Here is a 23,363-nt window from a genome sequence, read left to right as displayed (position 1 = left end):
CTGCCCGCCATTCTTCAAGCGAGAGGATCGGCATGAACCGCATTTCCTGCACTTTCCTGGCATTCTTTGCGAGCGGGTGCCTCGTCACGGCAAACGCGGTGGCGGTGCCCTACCTCCCGGCATCCGACGCGCAGGTGCTGGAACGCCTGCCATTCGCAGCGACCGATCCTGTCGCTCGTGAGTTGCGCGCGCTGCGCGAGGAGCTTGCCCGACAACCGCAAAGGATCGATCTCGCCGTCGAGATGGCTCGTCGTTACACCGAGCTTGGGCGGGTCAGGGGCGATCCGCGTTTTGCCGGCTATGCCCAGGCCGCTTTGGCAAACTGGTGGGAGCAATCCGAACCACCTTCCGAGGTCCTCCTGTTGCGGGCGACGCTGCGCCAGCGCAACCACGATTTCGACGCCGCGCTCCTGGATCTGGCCACACTCATCCGGCGCAATCCCCGCGACGGCCAGGCGCGCCTGACACGCGCGACGATCCTGCAGGTGCAGGGCGATTACGCTGCCGCCGCGGCCGAATGCTCGGCGCTGCGCCGTCTCGCCCCCGAACTGGTGTGGGCGGCCTGCAGCTACGGCCTGGCCAGTGTCAACGGGCGCTTGCGCGAGAGCTATGAGGCACTCGACACCCTGCTCGCCAGGCAGCCCCAGATCAGGCCCGAGATACGCGCCTGGGTCCTGTCGATGCTTGCCGAGATGGCGGCGCGCGCCGGCCTCGACGAGGCCGCCGAGGCCCATTTTCGTGCAGCACTGGCGATCGACGGTTCCGACCATTATCTCCTCAACGCCTACGCCGACTGGCTGCTCGACCACGGTCGCCCGGCACAGGTCGTGAAACTACTCGCCGCGCAGCAAGGCAGCGACGCCCTGCTCCTGCGCTACACCCTGGCGCTCAAGGCACTGAACTCTCCCGAGCTTGCTGCCCACGTCGAGCAGTTGCGCGCCCGCTTTGCCGCCAGCCAGTTGCGCGGCGACCGCGTCCATCAGCGTGAGCAGGCGCGCTTCACGCTCGAACTGCTCGGCGACCCCCAGGCGGCCCTGGCGCTGGCTCAGGAAAACTGGAAGGTGCAGAAGGAATTGCCCGATCTGCGTCTCCTCCTGGAAAGCTCCCTCGCCGCCAGGGACCTCGCAACGCTGGCCAGCGCACGCCAATGGCTTGCGCAAGCACGCAGCGAAGACCTCATGATCAACCGCTTGCTGCGCCAGGATCGACCATGAAGACCGTCCCCCCCGTTTTGCTGCAGGCGCTGAGAGGGTTCGCCATGCTGCTCATCCTGCTTGCCTCGCCAGCTGCGCTGGCGCACAAGCCGAGCGACAGCTACCTCAGCCTGCAAGTCACCGAAACGGCCATTCAAGGTCAGTGGGATATTGCCCTGCGCGACCTCGACTACGCACTCGGCCTCGACGACAACCAGGACGGCGCCATCACCTGGGGCGAACTGCGCGCCCGGCACACCGAGATTGCCGCTTACGCACTGGCGCGACTGGCCTTGTCGGCGGACGGCGAGGCGTGCACGACGGCCGTGCTCGAACACCTGGTCGACGATCACAGCGATGGCGCTTACGCGGTCTTGCGTTTCAGCGCAGGCTGCAAGACCGAACCGAAGGTGCTGAGTGCCCACTACCGGCTGTTCTTTGATGTCGATCCGCAGCATCGCGGGCTGCTGCGCCTTGAGCATGCCGGCCAGACACGCACCGCGATCTTCAGCGCGGCGACCCCGGTGCAGCGATTCGAACTTGCCGAAAACGACCGCCTGCGCCAGTTCATCGACTACACCGCGCACGGGGTCTGGCACATCTGGATCGGTTTCGATCATCTGCTGTTTCTGTTGTCACTGCTGCTGCCGGCGGTCCTGATCCGCGTCGACGGCGGCTGGACAGGCGCTGCGCGCTTCCGGGACGCGCTCTGGGAGGTCGTCAAGGTGGTCAGTGCGTTCACCCTCGCGCACTCGATCACCCTGACGCTGGCCGCGCTGGACGTCGTCCAGTTGCCGTCGCGCTGGGTCGAATCGGCAATCGCTGCATCGGTCATCGTCGCCGCGCTCAACAACCTGATCGTGATGGCGGGGGCTAGCCGCTGGCTGTTCGCCTTCGCTTTCGGCCTGATTCACGGCTTCGGTTTCGCCAGCGTCCTCGCCGACCTCGGGCTGCCGCAGAACGCCTTGTTGCTGGCGCTGGTCGCCTTCAACCTCGGCGTCGAAGCCGGGCAACTGGCGATCGTCGCCCTGTTCCTGCCGCTGGCATGGGGCGTGCGGAACCAGTGGATCTATCGACGGGGCGTCCTCGCGGGAGGCTCGCTGCTGGTCATCGCCACCGCCGGCATCTGGCTGGTCGAACGGGTATTCGACCTGAAACTGATCACCTGACCATGCCTTTCGACCGGAAAGCGTCGATAATGGGACTGCTTTGTCCCGTGTTTGCAAGCCAGCCGGATCTGCTATATTTCCGACCAAGACGCTGATCCCCTTGATCCCCTTTTGATCTTCTCCCACCTGCCGACGGTGACCGGCCGCTTTCTCGCCGAATGTCAACCCAGGCACCAACCAGGAAAACAACCATGGCGATTTCGCTCTACGACGGAAGTGTAAAGAGCTACCTGCAAACGCTGGCAGCGGTCAGCGGCTTTCTGGACCGGGGTCTTGCCTATTGCCGGGAGAAGAATCTCGATCCGGAGGAAATCGTCGAGACTCGCCTGTACCCGGACATGCTGCCGTTTCGCTTCCAGGTTCAGTCCGTCGTTCATCATTCCCTGGGGGCAATCGAGGGAATCAAGAACGGCGTCTTTCGCCCGCCAGCCGACCTCCCGACACATGACTACCCGGCTCTGCAAGCACTGGTCGCCGGCGCGGGCGATGCGCTCAAAGACCTGACGCCGGCGGCGATCAATGCCTATGAAGGTGGCACGGTGATCTTCGAGTTCCGTAACACCAGTTTGCCATTCACGACCGAAGAGTTCCTGCTGTCATTTTCTTTGCCGAATTTCCATTTCCACGCCACGACCGCTTACGACATCCTGCGCTCAAAGGGGGTCCCGTTGGGCAAGCGTGACTACCTGGGGGCACTGCGTCTGAAGACCCGCTAGCCGGGCAGGCATGAATTCGTCGAATCCTTGTAATCGCACCCGTGAATCCTGCCGTGCGGCGCTGATACGGGAAGGGGTGATATGATCCGGATACCGACCAGGAAACGCAGGAGAAAGCAGGCATGCCCAACAGAGTGCTGTTCAGATCTTTCGGACGCTTGGCCGCAGCCGCCTTCGTTGTTCTGCTTGCCGGCTGCGCCGGTGGCCCGGTGGGCACCTGGCCTGGCAACGAACAGGCGACGCAGACGGAACAAACGGTCCCGGTGCGGGTCGGCTATGCATGCTGCAACCTCCATTACAGCGGCGACTGGATCAGCGATTCCAACTACGCGCAGCTTTCCTTCATTCCGGTCGGCACACCGATCACGGTCAAGAAGATAGACCGTTATCGCTATCGCGCCTATGTGGATGTCGCCGGCAAACCCATGCGCATGGGCCTGGATTACGGCCGGGGCCAGGAAACCACCGAGCAATGGATCAACAAGGTGGTCGTTCTCGACGATCCGAGGGCGCGTCTGGCGACCTTTCCACCTGTCGTCCGCGAGGCCATCTGGCTTGGTCGCGTGATGCGGGGAATGACCCGGGAACAGGTGATCATGGCCGCCGGCTACCCGCAGAGCGACGAGACGCCCTGGCTCGACGTCCTGTACTGGCGCTACTGGTGGGCAAGCTCCGGGCCGTATTACGTCTATTGGTCGCGCAACAAGGAGGTCACCCGGATTGAAGGCAGCCCGGAGATCCTGAGCCAGGTGACCTATCGAGGCGAATGATTCGCCGCCATGACCGAGCCATGCCGCCGGGAGTGGGCTTGGTCGATGCAACGGTGGGCAGGAGAAACCCGGACATCGCGGGCAATACCGTGTTTCTCGCGATCACCTGAGCAGATTGTGCAGCGCGCAGCAGGCGCGCGCTTTTCCAGAAGCCGAACGGGTGGATCGTGCGCTTTGCAAGGATGCCGATCAGCACTCGCTGGCGCTCAGGTCCGCCAGCGGTGACGGTTCGGTTGCCCGGATGATTCCGGCCAGAGCAGGAGGAAATGGGATGCAGGCTGGAAAGAGGCTGCTGGCCACCGTGCTGGTACTGGCGCTGTTCGGGGGGGCGCTCTGGTATGCCACGCAGGAGCACCAGGGGCAGCAACTGCAACGGCCGGAGACGCAGGAACGTCGCGCGGTGGACAGTGTGACGGAAATGAGCGGCCTGGTGTCCGTCGACCTGGAACCCTTTTTTGCGGACGTTCGGGTACAAAAGATCCTGCGCGAGCGCAAGCTGCCAGTCAGGGTGACCCGCGTCGGCAGCCGCGACATGGCTGCCCAACTCGGTGCTGCAGCGATGCGTAGCGGCGGCCCGGCGGGGGGAGTGGCCGATTTCTATTTCCCAGCCGGTGTGCTGGCGGCGAATCAGATCGCCGATGAGGCTCGCAAGGCTGGCATCAACGCCACCCAGACTTCACCGTTCAACAGCCCGATGGTGGTGGCGAGCTGGCAGCCGATCGCTGCGATCCTGGTAGCCAATGGCATCGCCAGACCCAGCGGCGAACGTGTCTATGCACTGAACATGGAGCGCCTGGTGGCGGCGATGCTGGCCAGGAAACGCTGGAGCGAACTCAAGGCGGCAGAGGCTTTTGCGGTCAACCGGGGGGTGCTGGTATCCACCACCGATGTGCGCAAGAGCAATTCGGCGGTCATGTATCTGGCACTGACCAGCCATGCGCTGCTGGGCGAAGTGGTGACCGACCGCGTCAGCGCGAGTGCCGCGGCCGAGAAGTTGGCCGGGTTGTTCAAGCGTCAGGGCTACCAGGAGAACTATGTCAACGGCAACTTCGACGACTACCTGCAGATCGGCATGGGCAAGGCACCGCTGGCTTTCATCTACGAATATCAGATCGTCGGTCATGCACTGAACCGGAGCAAGGCGATTCAGCCCGACATGGTGCTGATGTACCCCGAACCGACGATCGTCAACAAGTTCGTCCTGCTCGCCACCAGCGCGCGCGGTCGCGCCATGCAGGCCGAGTTGGCCGGCAACCCCGAGCTGCAAAGGATTGCGGTCGAATACGGCTTGCGCGTCGCCGACCTCGGGCTGTTCACGGCCGCCGTCAAACCCTCGGGACTGGCGGTGCAGGAGCGCCTCAACCAGGTCATCGACCCGCCGGCCTACGAGTTGATGTCGGAGATGGTGGAGGTACTGACCAGGGAGATGGCGAAATGAAGATCTGCTTGAAGATGACTTTACTGGCCGGCTTGCTCGCCATTCTGACCGCTTGCGGTCGGCAGGAACCGTCCGCTCCGGCCTCGACGTCCACCAGCCACGCGGCGCCGGTGTTCGAGGTGCTCGCCACCAGTGACCTCAAGGATGCCCAGGCGCTGGAGAAAATGGCCCTGCAGGCTACCGGCGTGAATCTGAAATTCCGCTACGGTGGCACGATGGAGAGTACCGAAGCGGTACTGACCGGGCGTGCCGATGCCGCCGCTGCCTGGTTTGCCAATGCCAAATACCTGCTCAGCGACAGCCAGGGTCAGAGCCGCGTCAAGCTGCAGGAAAAAATCATGCTTTCACCGATTGCGGTGGGAGTCAGTGAATCGGCTGCCCGGGCGCTCGGCTGGGACCGGCCCGAGGTCGCCGCCAAGGTGAGCTGGAAGACCATCACCGAGGCCGCTGGCGCGGGCAAGCTGTTCTATGCCCTCTCCAACCCTGCCACCTCGAACCAGGGGTTCATGGCCCTGATGGGCGTCGTGGCGGCGGCGGCCGGCAAGGCCGAAGCGCTGGCGCCGGAGGATGTGAATCGCCAGGCCATCGCCACCTTCCTGAAGGGTTACAAACTGATCGGCGACAACTCCAGCTATTTGTCGGAGAAGTTCATCGAAGGCCAGGGGCCGCGCCTGAACGCTTTCATCAACTACGAGAACTGGCTCCTGAGTCTCAACGCCAGCGGCAGGCTGCGCGAAAAGCTGCTCTTGGTCTATCCGCGCGAGGGCGTGGCCACGGCCGATTATCCCTTGATGCTGCTCGACGAGGCGCGGCGCGAGGACTATCTCAAGCTGGTCGATTGGCTGAAGGGCAAGGAAGCCCAGACCTGGCTGGCGCAGCAGACCCTGCGCCGGCCGGTCAACAGTGAAGTGGCGGCGTCATTGGCGGGCCGCTTCACCCACCCCGGCCTGCTCGTGGAACTGCCCTTCTCACCCGACCGGCAATTGGCCGACGGGCTGATCTCGGCCTATCTGAACGAGTTTCGCAAGCCGGTGGCGTCGACCTTCGTGCTCGACGTGAGCGGCAGCATGGGCAAGGAGAAGCGGCTGGAGCGCCTGGTCGAGGTGATTCACTATGTGGCCGGCGATGACGCTTCGCTGACCGGGCGCATTGCCCGCCTGAACGAGCGCGAAAAGGTCTGGCTGCTGCCGTTCTCGACCAGGCCAGGCCAGCCCGAGCTGTTCGAAATTCCAGCCGGCAAGCGTACCGGCAAGGGTCTTGCCGCCAGCCCCGATTCAGCCGCCAAGCTCAAGGTCATGGCCGCAGTGCGTGCCTATGCCGACACCTTGCGGGCTGCCGGCGGCACCGCGCTGTACGACAGCGTGTTGCAAGCCCTCCAGATGATGGCCGAACAGAAGAAGCTGCACCCCGATTACCAGTACTCGGTGATCGGTTTCACCGATGGCGAGAACTCGCATGGCCGCGGTTTCGAGGCTTTCCAACAGGACTATGCGCAATTGCCCGAAGACGCCAGGGCGATTCCGGTGTTCATGATCCTGTTCGGTGATGCCAGGGAATCCGAATTGAAAGCTCTGGTCAAGGTCACCGGCGGACTCGTTTTTGATGCCCGCCATACGCCGCTCTACCGTGTTTTCAAGGACATTCGGGCCTACCAGTGAGCAGCCGATGGCCAGACTGGACCAGCCGCGCCCTGCGTGGCCTGAGCAGTGTGCCCAACGGTTGCGGGCTGGTCCTGGCTGCGCTACCGCTGTTGTTGAAGGGCGCGGGCATGCTCGGCCCCGAGGCCTACCTGATTGCGCCTGGCGGCTATCTGGCCGGTTTTATCGCGGGCGGACTGCTTTTCGGCTTTCCCGTGCTGGGCAAAAAGCCCTGGGAGGCCGAACTGAGCGAACTGGGTTTTGACGACAATGGCGATGCCCGGCAGGTGATAGACACCGCTTTGCGTGGCATTCGCAGCCTGGTGATGCACAATCCCGATCAGCGCCTCTCGAATATCCTGCAGCAGCGAGTGCTGGGCCTTTGTGATCAACTGGAGGGTCTGCTGATCCAGTGGGAGGGCAGCAAGGGGACGCTGTCGCTGGAAGAAGAATTTCATGCGCGCCATCTGGCCGGCGCCTATCTGCCGCAGGCCCTGAAAACCTATCTGTCGATCCCGAAGAACTTCGCCAGCGAGCGTCTGCTCGAAAATGGCCGTACCGCCCACGACACCCTGGTGCTGGCGCTGGATGACTTGTCCGCCAAGGTCGGGCAGTTGGCCGACGATCTGGCTGGCCAGGACGCGCAGGCTTTTCTGACACATTCGCGCTTTCTGGATGAAAAGTTCGGTACGCGCAAACAGGCGCTGCGTTGAAGTGCCGGGATTTTCTGCAACCTACAGGAGGATTGGGCCATGAGCATTGACCGGCAATCCGGCACTGCCGCTGAACCTGCGTTTCAACTGACCCCGCCCGAGGTGATGGCACCGGTGCATCAGGACCAGGCCGTGGAGTTGGTCACCGTCAAACCCGAGCGCCTGAGCGAAATCGAACTCCAGGTGGAGAGCTTTCTTGGTGTGCTGATGTCGGCAGACCTGCATTCGCAGGACTTCAAGGACAAGCTCGATCAGACGTTTGCGCTGGGCCGACAGGAAGTGTCGGTATCGGCCGCGCTGCTGCAAAGCCGCCTGCTCGAAAAGAACTTCGTCAGCGCCAAGGACACGCCCGCCTTTCAGGCCATCTCCGAGTTGCGCGGCGAACTCGACAAGCTCAACCCCGGCAACCAGGGCAATCTGCTGGAACCCAGGCGGCTCCTGGGTCTGATTCCCTGGGGCAATAAACTGCAGTCCTATTTCCGCCGCTACCAGACGGCGGCGACGCAGATCAAGGTGATCATGGGCCAGCTCTATGCTGCGCGCGACGAAGTGCAGAAAGACCTGCTTGCGCTGGAGTCACAGCGCAGCCGGATCTGGGATGGCATGCAGAAAATGGCCGAGGCAATCCGTTTCGCCGAAATGCTGGATACCCGCCTGGCACAGCAGGTCGAGGTGCTCAGGACCACCGATCCGCTGCGCGCCAAGGCGCTCGAGCAGGAAGTGCAGTTCTACGCCCGCCAGAATCTGCAGGACATGTTGACCCAGCAGGCGGTCAGCATCAATGGCTATCTGGCGCTGGACGTGATCAAGAAAACCGGCCGCGAACTGATCAATGGCTGCACCCGTGTGGCCACCACCGGCATGAGCGCCCTGGCCGTGGCGCAAACGGTGGCACGCGCCACCGGCAACCAGGTCGAGGTGATGGACATGCTGCAAGGCGTCAGCGGCACCATCGGTCGCCTGATTCAGCAAACGGGCGAGCAACTCAACGCGCATGTGTCGGAGACCACCCGGTTCGCCGAAAACCCGCTATTGGGCATTGAACAGATCAAGCAGATGTTTACCCAGACCTATCAGGCGATGGACGCGATCGACAACTTCCGCAGCCAGGCGATCACGGTGATGGGCCGCAACAACGAGATCCTGCAAAGCGAACTCGCGCGCAGCCGCGAATACCTCGACCGCGTGCGGCGTGAACGCGCCGGGCAGGCGATCGGGGAGGCAGCAGCGAGCTGAGCCGTACAGGGAAGAGGGTGCCCCGTCAATGACCGTGTCGACGGTTGCGCAGCCATGGCCAGAAGCTTCGACCGATGCGTCTGAGGCGATCCCCTGACACAGTGCCAACCGCGTTTCCAGGCAATGCTTGGCCTCACGGTTTGCCGCCAACCGGCAAGGCGGTCTTGTCCACCACCCGGCGCAACACGAAGCTCGAATGCACGCCGGTCACCCCCTGAATGCCGGTAATGCGATTGAGCAGCAGGTCCTGGTAGGCATCCATGTCCTTGACCACCACCTTGAGCTGATAATCGGCGGCCTGGCCGGTAATCAGCAGGCATTCCATGACCTCGGGAATTTCGCGGATGGCCGCTTCGAGGTGACTGAAACGCTCGGGCGTGTGTTGGTCCATCGAAATGTGGATCAGCGCCATCAGTGACAACCCGAGAGCCCTGGCATCGAGCAGCGCACGGTAGCCGGTGATCAGGCCGGCTTCTTCGAGGGCACGGACGCGACGCAGACAGGGTGATGGCGAAAGGCCGATCCGGTCGGCGAGTTCCTGATTGCTGATGCGCCCCTCCTGCTGCAGGACCTGCAGAATCTGCCGGTCAAAGCGATCAAGGACCATGAAGTCTCCTGTGCGGACGATTGACCACAGAACCTGCTTCTATAACTAGATTTTAAGCAATAATCTGCCATATGTGCAGGGAAATGCGCACAAAAACGCAAACACCTGCCGGGCAATCCTGCGTAGCATCTTGTCCTGTCAGCCAACACTCAGGAGCCCACGATCATGTTGAACAATCCTTCACTCAAGTACAGTCCTTTCCCGGCGGTCAAACTCACTGATCGTCAATGGCCGGGTCGGACCCTCAGCGCGGCACCGATCTGGATGAGCACCGATCTGCGCGACGGCAACCAGGCCCTTTTCGAGCCGATGAACGCGGAACGCAAGATGCGCCTGTTCCGCACCCTCTGCAAGATCGGTTTCAAGGAAATCGAGGTGGCCTTCCCTTCCGCCTCACAGACCGATTTCGACTTCGTTCGCGAGTTGATCGAAGGCGGCCATGTGCCCGACGATGTCAGCATCGAAGTGCTCACGCAGGCTCGCGAGCACCTGATCCGTCGCAGCATTGAATCGCTCAGAGGAGCGCGGCGGGCCATCGTGCATGTCTATAATGCCACCTCGAAACCGTTCCGGGAGAATGTCTTTGCGCTGAGCAAGAGCGAGGTCGTGGAGATGGCGGTCGCCGCCGTACGCCTGATCAGGGAACTCACCGACGCACAGCCGGAGACTGAATGGGTGCTCGAATACAGCCCGGAAACCTTCACCGCCACCGAGCTCGATTTTGCCCTCGAAATCTGCGACGCGGTGACCGCCGCCTGGGGCGCGACTCCAAAGGACCAGGTGATCCTCAATCTGCCGACCACGGTCGAGGTGACGACGCCCAACGTCTACGCCGATCAGATCGAGTGGATGCACCGCCACCTCGCGCGCCGTGACAGCATCATCCTCAGCGTGCATCCGCACAACGACCGCGGTACGGCGGTGGCGGCTGCCGAGTTGGCGATGATGGCCGGCGCCGAGCGCGTCGAGGGTTGCCTTTTCGGCAATGGCGAACGTACCGGCAACGTCGACCTCGTCACCCTGGCGCTCAATCTGTACACCCAAGGCGTGCCGCCGGGTCTCGATTTCTCGGACATCAACGCCGTCGCGCGTACCGTCGAGCACTGCAACCGCCTGCCGATCCACCCGCGCCATCCCTACGTCGGCGACCTGGTGTTCACGGCTTTTTCCGGATCGCACCAGGATGCGATCCGGAAAGGTTTTGCCGTGCAGCAGCCCGATGCCGCGTGGAGCATTCCCTATCTGCCGATCGACCCGGCCGACGTCGGCCGCAGCTACGATTCAGTGATCCGGGTCAATAGCCAGTCCGGAAAAGGCGGCATCGCCTATCTGCTCGAGGCCGAATACGGTGTGGTTCTGCCGCGTCGCCTGCAGGTCGAGTTTTCGCGGGTGGTGCAGGCGCATACCGATAGCCATGGTGGAGAAATGAGCGCCGCCGACATCTGGAAATTGTTCTCCGGGACCTATCTCGGCGTCGATCATCCCGTGCGCTACCTCGAACACCACCTTTTCGAGCATGGCAGCGCCCAGGGCATCCGCCTCAGCGTCGAGATCGACGGGCGGGCGCACCTGCTGGCCGGCGAAGGCAATGGTCCGATCGATGCAGCGGTGCAGGCACTGCGCGGCGCCGGTCTGGTCGTGCAGGTGCGCAGCTATGAAGAACGCTCGATGAGCAGCGGCGGCAGCGATGCCAGTGCCTGTGCATTCATGGAACTGACGCGCGCCGGCAGCGCTGGCGAATGTTACGGTGTGGGCATCGATGCGAACATCGTGACCGCGTCGATCCGGGCCCTGGTGAATGGCGTCAATCGACTGACCGCAAGCGCTGGCGTTGGCTGCAAGACACGGGCTGCCTGAATGGCTCCGGGCAGGGGTAATCAGGCGGCAGCCGGCATGGCCGGTGCGACGAGTGGCAGGCTGATCGTAAAGGGGGTACTGGCACCGGCTACGCTGTCGACCTGGAGCCTCGAGCCATCAGTCGAGAGCCGAGCGTTTCAAGCATGTTCTCCTTTATACCGGGCATGCCAGGCAATGAATTCGCTTTCCTGCATCGGGTAGCCATAATGGTAGCCTTGGGTCTCGTTGCAACCCAGTGCCATGACCAGTTCCTCCAGTTTCTGGTTCTCGACGCCTTCGGCAATGACCTGCAAACCCAGTTCCCGGCCGAGAACGATGATCATGCGGGCGATGCGCGTACCGTTGTCGTCGCGTTCAAGGGCGCGGACGAAGCTGCGGTCGAGCTTGAGACGGTCGGCCGGCAGCTTGTCGAGGTAGGACAGGGACGAGTAGCCGGTACCGAAATCGTCGATGGCCACCGTGACTCCCATGGCACGCAGGCGTTTGAGCAGGGCAATGACGGGTTCGAGGCCGCCGACGGCAACCGATTCGGTGATTTCCAGTTCCAGATCGGCGGGTCTGCTCCGGGTCAGGAGCAGAGACTCGCTGACCGATTCGACGAAACCCGGTTGGCGAAGCTGTACCGGCGAGATGTTCACTGCCATCCGCAAGTCCGTACAGCCAGCGACGCGAAAACGCTGCAGGGCCTGGAGGGCCGTCTGCAGCAGCCAATGACCCATATCAACGATCAGACCCGATTGCTCGGCAATGGGAATGAAGCTTTCCGGTGGCACCAGAGCACCATCTTCGCGGCGCCAGCGCATCAGGGCCTCGACGCCGATGATGCGGCCGGAACTCAGTTCGATCTGGGGCTGATAGGTGAGGAACAATTGCTTCTGCTCGAAGGACAGGCGAAGGTCGCGCAGCAGATGCGCGCGCTCCCGAACTGCGCTGCCGAGTTCCTGGGAGAAGAGCACCGTCTGCCCCAGGCCAGCGGTTTTTGCCTGTTTCAGAGCCAGGTAGCTGTCTCTGATGTACTCGATCCCGGAACGGCCACCGCCCTCCAACAGCGTGATGCCGACACAGACGGATACTGGCTGGTGCACTCCCTCGATCACGAACGGAGTCTGAAAACAGGCCTGGAGAATTTCCCCGTTGACCGCGATTTTCGGACCCATGACCGCGAAGGCATCGCCGGCGAGGCGGGCGATGAAGACGTTGGCTGGGAGGTGTTCCCCCAGGCGCTGGGCGGTCGCCTTGAGCAGGGCGTCGCCGTAGTCGTGACCAAGCAAATCGTTGGCCAAAGCAAACTGGTCGATGTCGACGATGGCCAGGGCGCAGCCGCTCTCCTGTTGCATCATCATGCACTGGTCGAGTTCGCAAATCAGTGCCGTGCGGTTGGGCAGGCCCAACTGCCGGTCGAAGAGGGCATCACGGCGCAATTTCGTCACCAGCTCGATGTTTTTCGCACAGAGTGCGATGTTCGTGCAGAAGACCTTGAGCAGTTCCTGATCCACGTCACTGATGGGCCGGGCCGAATCGATAAAGGCCGCGAAACCCTCTGCAGAGGTCTTGGCGAAATAGAGCGTGATGTTGTCAGGCTCGATGAGGCTGCGGCGTTCCTTCAGCGCCATCATCAGTTGACCGAGAATGCGTGGGTCGTCGATCTCGCACAGGCGCCGCTGGATGAGCGTGCGGAAATGGCCGGCAGCGGCAATGATGTAAAACTCGCGGCGACCATTGACCGCGGAGTGGTCCTGGGCGGCAGCGCAGCAGACCAGACCCTCCGGCTCGATGCCGAGCAGGCCAGCAATCTGGGTAATGACGCCGTCGGCAAAGCTTTGCAATCCCTGCGCGGCGATGAACTGGTTACTGGCAGCGACGATCTTTTCCAGACCCCGGCGGGTGGCATCCAGGCGCAGCAACTGGTCGTAGGAACGGATCGCCGTGGTGAGGGTGATGAACAGCCTGTTCTGGGTCAGTTCGCTCTTGGTCTTGTAGTCGTTGATGTCGTAGCGGGTGATCGTCTCGGCCTCGGGCGCCTGGCCCGGCTGGCCGGTGCGCAGGATGATGCGACAGTTGGCAAGTTTGAGCTCGTTGCGAATGGTGTCGACCATGCGCAGGCCGGCATCGTCAGTTTCCATGACCACGTCGAGGAGAACCACCGCGATTTTCTCCGTCACCCGCAGCAGGGCCACGGCCTCGGCTCCCGAACTGGCATGAAACAGCGCCAGAGGACGATCAAGAATGATGATGTTGGCAAGAGCAAAGCGGGTCGCCTCATGCACGCCCGGATCGTCGTCCACCACCAGAATTCGCCACGGACAGGCCGCTCCGTCGTTATCGCGCCCAGGCCCGTCGTCTTCGACGAAGACCAGGTCATCATTCAAATCGGGCATTGCTCTCTCCTCACTGTGGCAAAGGGTCTGGTGACCGATGGCCAGGTACGCTCAACAGGTCGGGTGAGCGCAGCATCATTTGCTATTGTCACCAAATCCCAGGTCCGGCTCAAGTCAAGAGTTCCGTCTTTTGGGCAGCGAACTCCTCGGCGCTGAGGATGCCCTTGGCGTGCGAGCCGGCAAGTCGCCCGATCAGAGCGAAAACGTCGCGAACTGCCGTGCTGCATCACGTTGACCCATGCGGTGCAACAGTCTCATACTGCCCTACATGGTTTTCAGTCTTCTTTCTTTCGTCTATCTGGCACTGGCACTGGCGGTTTCGCTGCGCATCTTTTCGCGGCGAAGTTCACACGGCACGGCGCTGGCGTGGCTGCTACTGGTCATTCTTCTGCCGGCCATCGGCGCACTGGCGTATCTGCTGATCGGCGAACGCCGTCTCGGCAGGACCTGGATGCAGCGGGCCATTACCCTGCAACCACAGATCCTGCGCTGGGCCGGGAATATGCCGGTAAAAGACGTGGTTGCGCCCGCCACCCTCGCCAGCGGAGCGGAGAGTATCAGCCGGCTCGCAACCGGTCTTGCCGGCCTGCCGCTGATGGGTGGCCATCGACTGCAACTGCTCGTCGACAGTGAGTCGATCATGCGCACGCTGATTGCCGACATCGACGCCGCCTGCAGTACGGTGCACCTGGAGTTCTACATCTGGAGTGCCGGCGGCTTCGTCGATGATCTGGTCACCGCGCTGGTCAATGCCGCAGGCCGCGGCGTCTTCTGCCGCGCACTGATGGATTCGCTTGGCAGTCGCTCCTTTTTTCGCAGTACAGCGATCGAACGGCTGCGGACCGCCGGCGTCGAGATCGTCGAAGTCCTGCCGGTCAATCCCCTGCGCGTTCTGTTCGTCCGCCTCGACCTGCGTGATCATCGCAAAATCGCCGTCATCGACCGCCGCCTTGCCTATACTGGCAGCATGAATATCGCCGACCCACGCTTCTTCAAGCAGAGCGCCGGTGTCGGCGAATGGGTCGATGCGATGGTCCGGATCGAAGGTCCGGCGGCCTGGGCTCTCGAAGCAGTGTCGCTATCGCTGACCGTCCTGCAGTCCGGTGGTGATTTCGCACCGCCGCAGGCACCCGCACTGTCGCTCGCCGGTAACAGCCAGGTGCAGATCTTCCCGTCTGGCCCGCAGGCCTCGACCCGCCACATCGAGGCGCTGCTGCTCACGGCAATCTACGCGGCCAGGCGCGAGATCGTTCTGACCACACCCTATTTCGTTCCCAGTGAAATGCTGCTGGTTGCGCTTCGCTCGGCGGCTGCACGTGGCGTACGTGTCATTCTGATCGTTCCCCAGAAAATCGATTCCTGGCTCGTCCGCTACGCCAGCGACGCCTACAACGATGACCTGCTGGCCGTCGGCATCATCATCCTGCATTTCACAGACGGTCTGCTGCATACCAAAAGCATGGTCATTGATGAGCAGGTGACGATCTTTGGCACCGTCAATCTTGATCTGCGCAGCTTCGAACTCAACTTCGAAGTTTCGCTGATCGTCTACGACCAGCAATTCTCGGCCGAAGTCCGCGAACTGCAACGCCATTACGAATCGCGCTCACGACCCCTGCTGCTGGGACAATGGCGTGCGCGCCCACACTGGCGTCGCGTGCTCGAAAATGCCGTGCAAGTGATGAGTCCGCTGCTCTGACCGGAACAGCAATCCCCGGCAGGAATGACGATCGCTCGAAGAGAAGAAATTTACCCTGTCCGGACCCCCAAGCCTACTGTCACCACTTGCCTTTACGTGATAATCTGTATGGAGATACAGCCTTGACGATGGAAGGCCACGGCCATGCTCAAAGTGATACCGCTTACCCCGCGACAGAGGGAAATACTCGACTTTATCCGCGACACCCTGGAGAACCTTGGCGCGCCACCGACGCGGGCCGAGATTGCCCATGCCTTTGGCTTTGCCTCGCATAATGCGGCTGAAGAACACCTCAGAGCGCTCGCCAGGAAAGGCACCATCATCCTTGAACCGGGCTCGGCGCGGGGAATTCGGCTGGTCGAACAACTTGGACTGCCATTGATCGGCAACGTGGCTGCCGGCAGTCCAATACTGGCCGTGGAAAACATTCAACGTCGTTATACCCTTGATCCCGGCCTGTTCAGCCCGCGTGCCGATTTCCTGTTGCGCGTGCACGGCATGTCGATGCATGACGCCGGAATTCTGGAGGGTGACCTGCTCGCCGTGCACCGCAGCAGCGAAGCGCACCATGGCCAGATTGTCGTGGCCAGGCTGGATGACGAGGTGACGGTCAAGCGTTTTCACCAGCAGGGCGACATGATCCAACTGATCGCCGAGCATCCCGATTTTGCGCCGATCACCGTCAACACGGGCACCCGTACACTGGCCATCGAAGGCGTGGTGGTCGGCCTGATCCGCGGTCGTGAGTCGATGTGAGTGCGCTCTCGACTGACTGCCGTCTGCTTAAGAAAATGCTGATTTTTGTGGAATTGTTCACGCTCTTTTTTTATACTGTATCAAGAGAATGGTTGAACCTTTCCTGGAGAGCCTATTGTGATGGAGATCAATTCTACCGGTTTGCTGCCGGAGGCCTTAGTGATCGATCTCCCGGAAATTGATGCGCAGCACGAAGAGATCTTTCAGCGAATTGAGTCGCTCAAGGGGGCGTGCTTTGGAAGCGAACCGATCTCTTTTTCTGCGTTCGACCGCCTGCTCGATTATCTGGAGCACCATTTCAACACCGAAAAGCGCATTGCCCGGGAAGTCGGCATCGACTTCCTTGATCACGATGCCGTGCACCGAGAAAATCTGCAGTCGCTGCGCAAGGCGTTCGACGAAGTGCGCAATGGTGCGCGCGATGTCCATTCCTTTCTGCGTTATGCCGAGTACTGGTTTGAACGCCATATCTCCGAGGAAGACAAGCCCTTCGCAGCCAGCGTGCGTGGCCGCAAGGCGAGACCTGCCAACAGCATGCCTGCCGCAGCGTCGATCATCTGATTCCATCTTGGCCGTTCCCCCTCTTGGCCGTTCCCAGTGCACGCCGATGACCCGGCCAGCATCCCGTCAACAGCGCCCATCGTGACCCGCGAGGATCGGATTTCGCCGGGAAAAATTTCGCCAGGTGCTTTGCAATGTCCTGCCATCATTCTTTTTTGCGTTCTTCCGAGCATTCTGGCAAGCTGATAACCGGAACGGCATATCCTGTCATATTTCGTCACACCCCCCTCCACAGGCCGTCTGCAACCGGCCTGATCACTCATCCATGAGCTTCCATCGACCATGAACATCACCGCCTCAGCCTCCTGGAAGGCTATCGAAGCGCACCGGCTATCGCTCGCGCCGGTGCATCTCAGACAATTTTTTGCCAACGATCCTGGGCGTGTAGCATCGCTCTCGCTAAGCTACGACGGCATCTATTACGACTTCTCGAAGCAACGCATCGATTCGACAACACTTGCCCTGCTGGCCGCATTGGCCCGTGAGGCCCGACTGGACGAGTTGACCTCCCGCATGTTCAGCGGGGAGAAAATCAATGCCAGCGAAGATCGGTCGGTTCTGCATGTTGCCCTGCGGCGATCGAGCAGTCCCTTCCCCAGTGCCGATCTGGACGTGATGCCCGAAGTTATCACCACGCGTCAGCGGATGGCGGCCTTTGCCGACAGGATTCGCTCCGGGCAAGCGCTGGGTTTCACCGGCATGCCGATTCGTCATGTCGTCAATATCGGCATCGGCGGTTCTGACCTGGGGCCAAAAATGCTTGATTACGCCTTGCGTTCAATCTCGCATCCGGCACTTGGCGTACATTACGTCTCCAACCTCGATGGCGCTCAACTGGCGCCACTCCTGCAAACGCTCGACCCACGCACGACCTTGTTCCTGGTTGCCAGCAAGACTTTCACCACGCAGGAAACCATGCTCAATGCACAAACGGCACGCGACTGGCTGGTGGCCAACCTCGGCGACACCGCTGCCGTGTCCCGCCACTTTGCAGCACTAACGGCCAAACCCGAGCGTGCGGTCAAGTTCGGCATCAGGGCAGAGGCCGTCTTTCCCCTCTGGGACTGGGTAGGCGGACGTTTCTCGTTGTGGTCGGCGGTTGGACTGGCACTGATGATCGCCATTGGTCCGCACGCTTTCGCTGATCTTCTGGCCGGTGCCGAACGTATGGATGAACATTTTTTCAGCACACCTTACGAGCGCAACCTGCCGGTGGTGATGGCCCTGATCGGCATCTGGAACACCAATTTCCTGGGTGCAACGAACAATGCGGTGTTGCCCTACAACGAGTCGCTGAAATATTTCCCGTCGTTCCTGCAGCAGCTCGAAATGGAAAGCAATGGCAAGTCGGTCGGCAGCGACGGGCAGCCACTGGCCTGTGCATCCAATCCCATCGTCTGGGGCGAACTTGGCAATAATGGCCAGCATGCCTTCTTTCAGCTGCTTCACCAGGGCGGGCGACTGGTACCCTGTGATTTCATCGCTGCCGTACGCTCTGACTATCCTCTCCCCGGTCATCAGGAGGCTTTGCTCGCCAACTGTTTTGCACAAAGCGCGGCCCTGGCGTTCGGCAAGACAGCCGAAGAGGCACGTCGCGAATTGCACGGCACGATGCCGGCTACGGCGCTTGAATCCCTCTTGCCGCACAAGGTGTTTGCCGGCAATCAGCCATCATCGACACTGCTGCTTTCCCGCCTTGATCCGCAAACACTCGGTGCGCTGATTGCACTGTACGAGCACAAGGTATTTGTGCAGGGCGCCATCTGGGGGCTCAACTCTTTCGACCAGTGGGGCGTCGAGCTTGGCAAGGCCGTTGCCAGCAGCATCCTGCCGGCAATTGCCAATCCGCCCCTGGCAGAAAAATTCGACGCATCGACACAGGGACTGCTGGCGTTCAGCCGGCAGCATCTGGCATGAATCCGAGTCTCTCCAGCAGTGATTCAGGGTTCTCATCTTAGTGACTAGTGACGAGGCATGACATGACTATGCAGGTGATCAGCGTTCCCAGTACGCCTTTCTCCGGTCAGAAGCCGGGGACATCCGGGTTGCGGAAGAAAGTGACCGTATTTCGGCAGGCGCGGTATCTTGAGAATTTCGTACAAGCCATCTTCGATACCTTGTCTGGTCAGCAGGGCCAGACGCTGGTCCTGGGTGGCGATGGCCGCTATTACAACGATGTCGCCATTCAAACCATCCTGCGCATGGCGGCGGCGACCGGTTTTGGTCGCGTACTGGTTGGTCGCAACGGCATTCTGTCCACCCCGGCGGCCAGCGCCGTCATCCGCAAATGGCAGGCTTTTGGCGGTATCATCCTGTCGGCCAGCCACAACTCGGGCGGTCCGGACGGGGATTTCGGCATCAAGTACAACCTTGGCAATGGCGGACCAGCCAACGAAAGCTTTACCGATGCCGTTTATTTGCGCACCCAGGAAATCAGTTCCTATGATACCGTCGAGTCCCCGGATATCGACCTGAGCAAGGAGGGCGAGACGCGCATCGGTGACATGGTGGTCAGCATCATCGATCCGGTTGCCGACTACGCCGAACTCCTCGAATCCCTGTTCGACTTCGACCGCATTGCCCGTCTGCTGGCTCGCCCGGACTTTCGCATGCGTTTCGATGCGATGCACGCAGTCACTGGCCCCTATGCGCTGGAAATTCTCGAGAATCGTCTCGGTGCCCCCCCCGGTACGGTCGTCAACGGTATCCCGCTGCCCGATTTCGCAGGTGGCCACCCCGATCCCAACCCGGTATACGCGGCTGATCTGGTGGCGGCACTGGCTGACAGCCGTTCGGGCCTCTCCTTTGGTGCCGCCTCTGATGGGGACGGCGACCGCAATATGATCGTCGGCCGTAATTTCGTGGTGAGTCCGAGCGATAGTCTGGCCGTTCTCGCCGCCAACCATGCGCTGATTCCGGCTTACGCGAGCGGCCTGGCGGGTGTCGCACGTTCAATGCCGACGAGTTGTGCAGTCGACCGCGTCGCTGCTGCACTCGGCATTCCTTGCTATGAAACACCGACCGGCTGGAAGTATTTTGGGTCGCTGCTGGATGCCGGCCGGTGCACCCTGTGTGGCGAAGAAAGCGCGGGTACCGGTTCCAATCATGTGCGCGAGAAGGATGGCCTGTGGGCAGTACTCTACTGGCTCAACATTCTGGCCGTGCGCGACCTGCCTGCCGACGTGATCGTTCGTGAACACTGGCGGCGCTTCGGGCGCAATGTCTACTCCCGCCACGATTACGAAGGCATCGAGATTGCGCAAGGTGATCGCCTGATGAATGAATTGCGGGCTCGTCTTGCGCAGCTGCCGGGCTCGGAGTACGAGGGCCTGCGCATTGCGGCCGCCGATGATTTCGCCTATGTTGATCCGGTTGATGGCTCACGTTCGGAGCGTCAGGGGATCCGCATCCTGCTCGACGATGGTTCGCGGGCGGTATTTCGCTTGTCGGGTACAGGCACCGAGGGAGCCACCTTGCGCGTCTATCTCGAACGTTTTATCGCCGACCCCGGCGAACACGAAATTCCTACTCAAGAGGCATTGGCGCCACTGGTCGGCCTGGCCGACGCGGTGGCACGGATTGCCGCGATCACGGGCAGAAAAGAGCCGGATGTGATCAGTTAGTTGATGTGAAAGTCGCGTCAGCGACTCACGAATCTCCCCTCCCCTTGCAGTGGAGAGGTCGGGAAGAAGGAAATGGTCATGACTTTCATGATTGGGGTGTACCCGGAGAAGTCATGGCCGTCAGAACCGGCTACGCAGCAAAGAATGGGTGACGAGCGCCACCTGATGCGATGAATCAATTTCAGAAGGGGATAGCAAAATGGTTGACAGAAAGACATTCCAGTTGCCACGCAAGGCGATTGCCCTGGTCCTTGCTGGTGGACGCGGCAGCCGGTTGCACGAACTGACGGATCGCCGTGCCAAGCCGGCGGTCCATTTCGGCGGCAAGTTCCGGATCATCGACTTCGCCTTGTCCAACTGCGTCAACTCGCAGATCAGGCGAATTGGCGTGGTCACCCAATACAAGTCACACAGCCTCTTGCGCCACCTGCAGCGCGGCTGGAACTTCCTGCATGGTGAGGTTAACGAGTTCGTCGACCTGCTTCCGGCACAGCAGCGTATCGACGAAGAATCCTGGTATCGGGGTACCGCCGACGCGGTGTACCAGAACATCGACATCCTCGAGACCTATCGGCCCAAACCCGAGTTCGTCGTGATCCTGGCGGGCGACCATGTTTACAAAATGAACTACGCCGTGATGCTGGTTGACCATGTCGAGAGCGGTGCCGAGTGTACGGTGGCCTGTATCGAAGTCCCGCGTCACGAAGCCAGTGGCTTCGGGGTCATGGACGTCGATGAAAACGGCATGATCACCGACTTTGTCGAGAAACCTGCCAACCCACCGGCGATGCCGGGCAAGCCCGATATGTCGTTGTGCAGCATGGGGGTTTACGTATTCAATGCTCAATACCTGTATGCCGAACTGGCGCGCGACATCAACGACCCAGCCTCTGACCATGATTTCGGCAAGAACATCATTCCGCATGCCGTGAAGAACCGCGTGGCCGCAGCGCACTCCTTCTCACGCAGTTGCATCGTCGCCCCGGACGAGCAGTTCAGAGAGTATTATTGGCGTGACGCAGGGACGATCGATTCCTACTGGGATGCGAACATCGATCTCACTGCGACGGTGCCGGCGCTGAATCTCTACGACCGCAACTGGCCAGTGTGGACTTATCAACAACAATTCCCCCCCGCCAAGTTCGTGCACAACCATCTCGACCGGCGCGGTAATGCCATCGAGTCTTCGGTCTCCAGCGGCTGTATCGTTTCCGGAGAAGTCAACCGATCGCTGCTGTTCTCCGGTTGCCGTGTTCATTCCTATTCACGGGTCAATCTATCGGTTATCCTTCCCGATTCGACGATCGGCAGCCGGGCCCGCCTCAGCCACTGCGTCGTGGACAGCGATTGCAATATCCCGGCGAACATGGTGATCGGAGAAGACCCGGTTGAAGATGCGCGTCGCTTCCGCCGTACCGAGAACGGCATCACGCTGATTACCCGGAAAATGCTCGAACAGCTCACCTGATCAGGAAATCAAGTCTCTCTTGCGCATCCTGCACGTTGCCGCCGAAATCTATCCGCTGGTCAAGACCGGCGGCCTTGCTGACGTCGTCGCTGCCTTGCCCGTCGCGCTTGCAGCACGCGGTCTGGATGTCCGCGTGCTGTTGCCCGGAATGCCGGCGATTCTCAACGGCGTCAGCGACCAGAAGCCGCTGATCCGCCTCGGACCAGCGTTCGGGGCGGCGGTCATCACGCTGCGACTGGGTCGTCTTCCGGACAGTGGCTTGCTGGCATACGTCATCGACGCCCCCTTCCTTTACCGGCGTGATGGCGATCCGTATCTCGGACCAGACGGTCGCGACTGGAATGACAATCATCGGCGCTATGCTCTCCTCGGCTGGATTGCAGCGCATCTGGCTGCCGGCGAGCTGGACGAATCCTGGCAGCCGGAGGTGGTTCATGCGCACGACTGGCACGCGGGTCTGGCGCCGGCCTATATTGCGCAGAACCCGGCGCTGAATACCGCAACGGTGTTCACGATTCACAACCTTGCATTCCGTGGGCTATTTCCTCTCGACCACCATACGGACCTCGGCTTGCTGATTACCGGTGCTGATCAAAGCGCACTCGAATTTTATGGACACCTGTCGTTCATGAAATCGGCACTCGTGCACGCCAAGCGAGTGAACACGGTCAGCCCGACCTATGCCCATGAGATCTGTACGCCAAAGCACGGTTGGGGTCTGGATGGGCTACTACGTGATCGTGGCGGGCATCTGTCGGGTATTCTCAACGGGGTGGATTATTCGGTATGGGATCCGACCAAAGACCCGGCGCTACCCAAGGGCTACAGTGCCGACAAGCTGCGAGGCAAAAAGGTTTGCAAACTCAAGCTGCAAGCTGAAATGGGCTTTGCGGTTCGGGGGAAAACGCCTTTATTCGCCGTAGTCAGTCGACTGACATCGCAGAAAGGCATGGATCTGGTCCTCGCGTGCCTGCACGAACTGCGAACCGAGGGCGGACAACTGGTCGTGATCGGCAGTGGCGAAGCGGAAATTGAAGCAGGTTTCAGGACCGCAGCGGCGGCACATCCCCATACCGTATCGGTACATCTCGGCTATGATGAAGCGCTGGCGCATCGCATCATCGCCGCGGCCGACGTTCTCCTGGTTCCATCGCGTTTCGAGCCGTGCGGCCTGACCCAGTTGTATGCCCTGCGCTATGGCACCCTGCCGCTGGTGCGGCGAGTTGGCGGCCTGGCCGATACCGTCACGGATGCCACGCCGGGCAACCTCAAGGACGGCACAGCCAACGGTTTCGTCTTTGACGATCCCAGCAGTCGCGCCTTGGCCAATTGCCTGAGCGAGGCCTGTGCGCTCTACCGCGACCACCCGTCGACGTGGCACCAGTTGCAACGGCGCGGCATGGCGCAGGATTTCTCCTGGGCCGATTCGGCTGCACGCTATGAGGCGCTGTACCGGAGTATCTGAACAACCGGGTATCCGAGCGTCTTCAACTGACCGGCGCCATGCCCTGCGTGATGGGCATGCCGGTCGCTTCCGGAAAC

Annotated in this window: 18 protein-coding genes; 16 read left to right on the top strand and 2 right to left on the bottom strand. The window is 61.3% G+C overall.

The features are described from left to right. Positions 1 to 32 precede the first annotated feature (32 nt). The 8 genes from V5B39_RS05775 to V5B39_RS05740 all read left to right on the top strand — a co-directional run bounded on the left by V5B39_RS05775 (position 33) and on the right by V5B39_RS05740 (position 8,872). Positions 33 to 1,214 (top strand): hypothetical protein, encoded by a 1,182-nt coding sequence (locus V5B39_RS05775; protein WP_332341968.1) that lies wholly within the window; start codon positions 33 to 35, stop codon positions 1,212 to 1,214. Next, entirely contained in the window at positions 1,211 to 2,362 is a 1,152-nt protein-coding gene (locus tag V5B39_RS05770) for a HupE/UreJ family protein (RefSeq protein ID WP_332341967.1), read from the top strand. Before V5B39_RS05775 ends, V5B39_RS05770 begins: the two co-directional genes overlap by 4 nt. Before the next feature lie 191 nt (positions 2,363 to 2,553). Next, positions 2,554 to 3,078, top strand: a complete 525-nt coding sequence (locus V5B39_RS05765) for a DUF1993 domain-containing protein (RefSeq protein WP_332341966.1) — start codon at positions 2,554 to 2,556, stop codon at positions 3,076 to 3,078. Between the two features lie 122 nt (positions 3,079 to 3,200). Next, complete coding sequence (locus V5B39_RS05760) at positions 3,201 to 3,848, top strand: hypothetical protein (protein WP_332341965.1); 648 nt, start codon at positions 3,201 to 3,203, stop codon at positions 3,846 to 3,848. Between the two features lie 271 nt (positions 3,849 to 4,119). Beyond that, on the top strand, positions 4,120 to 5,286 hold the full coding sequence (locus V5B39_RS05755) for a hypothetical protein (RefSeq protein WP_332341964.1): 1,167 nt from the start codon (positions 4,120 to 4,122) through the stop codon (positions 5,284 to 5,286). After that, entirely contained in the window at positions 5,283 to 6,944 is a 1,662-nt protein-coding gene (locus tag V5B39_RS05750) for a vWA domain-containing protein (RefSeq protein WP_332341963.1), read from the top strand. Before V5B39_RS05755 ends, V5B39_RS05750 begins: the two co-directional genes overlap by 4 nt. Then, on the top strand, positions 6,941 to 7,636 hold the full coding sequence (locus tag V5B39_RS05745; protein WP_332341962.1) for a hypothetical protein: 696 nt from the start codon (positions 6,941 to 6,943) through the stop codon (positions 7,634 to 7,636). Before V5B39_RS05750 ends, V5B39_RS05745 begins: the two co-directional genes overlap by 4 nt. Before the next feature lie 39 nt (positions 7,637 to 7,675). After that, positions 7,676 to 8,872, top strand: coding sequence for a toxic anion resistance protein (locus V5B39_RS05740; protein WP_332341961.1), 1,197 nt, complete (start codon positions 7,676 to 7,678; stop codon positions 8,870 to 8,872). Positions 8,873 to 9,005: 133 nt separating this feature from the next. Here V5B39_RS05740 and V5B39_RS05735 read toward each other — a convergent pair whose 3' ends face one another. Further along, complete coding sequence (locus tag V5B39_RS05735; protein ID WP_034949055.1) at positions 9,006 to 9,479, bottom strand: Lrp/AsnC family transcriptional regulator; 474 nt, start codon at positions 9,477 to 9,479, stop codon at positions 9,006 to 9,008. Between the two features lie 165 nt (positions 9,480 to 9,644). On the opposite strand from V5B39_RS05735, the gene leuA reads away from it, so the two are divergent. Further along, positions 9,645 to 11,336, top strand: a complete 1,692-nt coding sequence (gene leuA / locus V5B39_RS05730) for a 2-isopropylmalate synthase (RefSeq protein ID WP_332341960.1) — start codon at positions 9,645 to 9,647, stop codon at positions 11,334 to 11,336. Between the two features lie 137 nt (positions 11,337 to 11,473). Here the strand turns inward: leuA and V5B39_RS05725 are convergent, their stop codons facing one another. Continuing rightward, positions 11,474 to 13,714 carry a GGDEF/EAL domain-containing response regulator gene (locus V5B39_RS05725; protein ID WP_332341959.1) on the bottom strand — a complete coding sequence of 747 codons (2,241 nt, stop codon included), beginning with the start codon at positions 13,712 to 13,714 and terminating at the stop codon, positions 11,474 to 11,476. Between the two features lie 268 nt (positions 13,715 to 13,982). On the opposite strand from V5B39_RS05725, the gene cls reads away from it, so the two are divergent. The 7 genes from cls to glgA all read left to right on the top strand — a co-directional run bounded on the left by cls (position 13,983) and on the right by glgA (position 23,286). Continuing rightward, positions 13,983 to 15,413 (top strand): cardiolipin synthase, encoded by a 1,431-nt coding sequence (gene cls, locus V5B39_RS05715; protein WP_332341958.1) that lies wholly within the window; start codon positions 13,983 to 13,985, stop codon positions 15,411 to 15,413. A 144-nt stretch (positions 15,414 to 15,557) separates the two neighbouring features. Beyond that, a complete protein-coding gene (gene lexA / locus V5B39_RS05710; RefSeq protein ID WP_332341957.1) occupies positions 15,558 to 16,169 on the top strand; it encodes a transcriptional repressor LexA in 612 nt (203 codons plus the stop codon). A 120-nt stretch (positions 16,170 to 16,289) separates the two neighbouring features. After that, positions 16,290 to 16,730, top strand: a complete 441-nt coding sequence (locus tag V5B39_RS05705) for a bacteriohemerythrin (protein ID WP_332341956.1) — start codon at positions 16,290 to 16,292, stop codon at positions 16,728 to 16,730. A gap of 282 nt (positions 16,731 to 17,012) precedes the next feature. Next, positions 17,013 to 18,647 carry a glucose-6-phosphate isomerase gene (gene pgi / locus V5B39_RS05700; RefSeq protein WP_332341955.1) on the top strand — a complete coding sequence of 545 codons (1,635 nt, stop codon included), beginning with the start codon at positions 17,013 to 17,015 and terminating at the stop codon, positions 18,645 to 18,647. 68 nt (positions 18,648 to 18,715) lie between these two features. After that, positions 18,716 to 20,353 (top strand): alpha-D-glucose phosphate-specific phosphoglucomutase, encoded by a 1,638-nt coding sequence (locus V5B39_RS05695; protein WP_332341999.1) that lies wholly within the window; start codon positions 18,716 to 18,718, stop codon positions 20,351 to 20,353. Between the two features lie 199 nt (positions 20,354 to 20,552). Continuing rightward, complete coding sequence (gene glgC, locus V5B39_RS05690; RefSeq protein WP_332341954.1) at positions 20,553 to 21,821, top strand: glucose-1-phosphate adenylyltransferase; 1,269 nt, start codon at positions 20,553 to 20,555, stop codon at positions 21,819 to 21,821. A gap of 19 nt (positions 21,822 to 21,840) precedes the next feature. Beyond that, positions 21,841 to 23,286 carry a glycogen synthase GlgA gene (gene glgA / locus V5B39_RS05685; protein ID WP_332341953.1) on the top strand — a complete coding sequence of 482 codons (1,446 nt, stop codon included), beginning with the start codon at positions 21,841 to 21,843 and terminating at the stop codon, positions 23,284 to 23,286. The last annotated feature ends 77 nt before the right edge of the window (positions 23,287 to 23,363 follow it).

Origin of the sequence: Accumulibacter sp., assembly GCF_036625275.1 — a bacterium.
Taxonomy (GTDB): Bacteria; Pseudomonadota; Gammaproteobacteria; order Burkholderiales; family Rhodocyclaceae; genus Accumulibacter.
The sequence above is the reverse complement of the archived record's forward strand: the minus strand, read 5'-3'. Positions and strand labels throughout refer to the sequence as shown.

Bases quoted from the DNA above. Each gene is read 5' to 3' on its own strand.
- V5B39_RS05775 (WP_332341968.1), top strand. From the start codon at position 33: ATGAACCGCATTTCCTGCACTTTCCTGGCATTCTTTGCGAGCGGGTGC.
- V5B39_RS05770 (WP_332341967.1), top strand. From the start codon at position 1,211: ATGAAGACCGTCCCCCCCGTTTTGCTGCAGGCGCTGAGAGGGTTCGCC.
- V5B39_RS05765 (WP_332341966.1), top strand. From the start codon at position 2,554: ATGGCGATTTCGCTCTACGACGGAAGTGTAAAGAGCTACCTGCAAACG.
- V5B39_RS05760 (WP_332341965.1), top strand. From the start codon at position 3,201: ATGCCCAACAGAGTGCTGTTCAGATCTTTCGGACGCTTGGCCGCAGCC.
- V5B39_RS05755 (WP_332341964.1), top strand. From the start codon at position 4,120: ATGCAGGCTGGAAAGAGGCTGCTGGCCACCGTGCTGGTACTGGCGCTG.
- V5B39_RS05750 (WP_332341963.1), top strand. From the start codon at position 5,283: ATGAAGATCTGCTTGAAGATGACTTTACTGGCCGGCTTGCTCGCCATT.
- V5B39_RS05740 (WP_332341961.1), top strand. From the start codon at position 7,676: ATGAGCATTGACCGGCAATCCGGCACTGCCGCTGAACCTGCGTTTCAA.
- V5B39_RS05735 (WP_034949055.1), bottom strand. From the start codon at position 9,479: ATGGTCCTTGATCGCTTTGACCGGCAGATTCTGCAGGTCCTGCAGCAG.
- leuA (WP_332341960.1), top strand. From the start codon at position 9,645: ATGTTGAACAATCCTTCACTCAAGTACAGTCCTTTCCCGGCGGTCAAA.
- V5B39_RS05725 (WP_332341959.1), bottom strand. From the start codon at position 13,714: ATGCCCGATTTGAATGATGACCTGGTCTTCGTCGAAGACGACGGGCCT.
- cls (WP_332341958.1), top strand. From the start codon at position 13,983: ATGGTTTTCAGTCTTCTTTCTTTCGTCTATCTGGCACTGGCACTGGCG.
- lexA (WP_332341957.1), top strand. From the start codon at position 15,558: ATGCTCAAAGTGATACCGCTTACCCCGCGACAGAGGGAAATACTCGAC.
- V5B39_RS05705 (WP_332341956.1), top strand. From the start codon at position 16,290: ATGGAGATCAATTCTACCGGTTTGCTGCCGGAGGCCTTAGTGATCGAT.
- pgi (WP_332341955.1), top strand. From the start codon at position 17,013: ATGAACATCACCGCCTCAGCCTCCTGGAAGGCTATCGAAGCGCACCGG.
- V5B39_RS05695 (WP_332341999.1), top strand. From the start codon at position 18,716: ATGCAGGTGATCAGCGTTCCCAGTACGCCTTTCTCCGGTCAGAAGCCG.
- glgC (WP_332341954.1), top strand. From the start codon at position 20,553: ATGGTTGACAGAAAGACATTCCAGTTGCCACGCAAGGCGATTGCCCTG.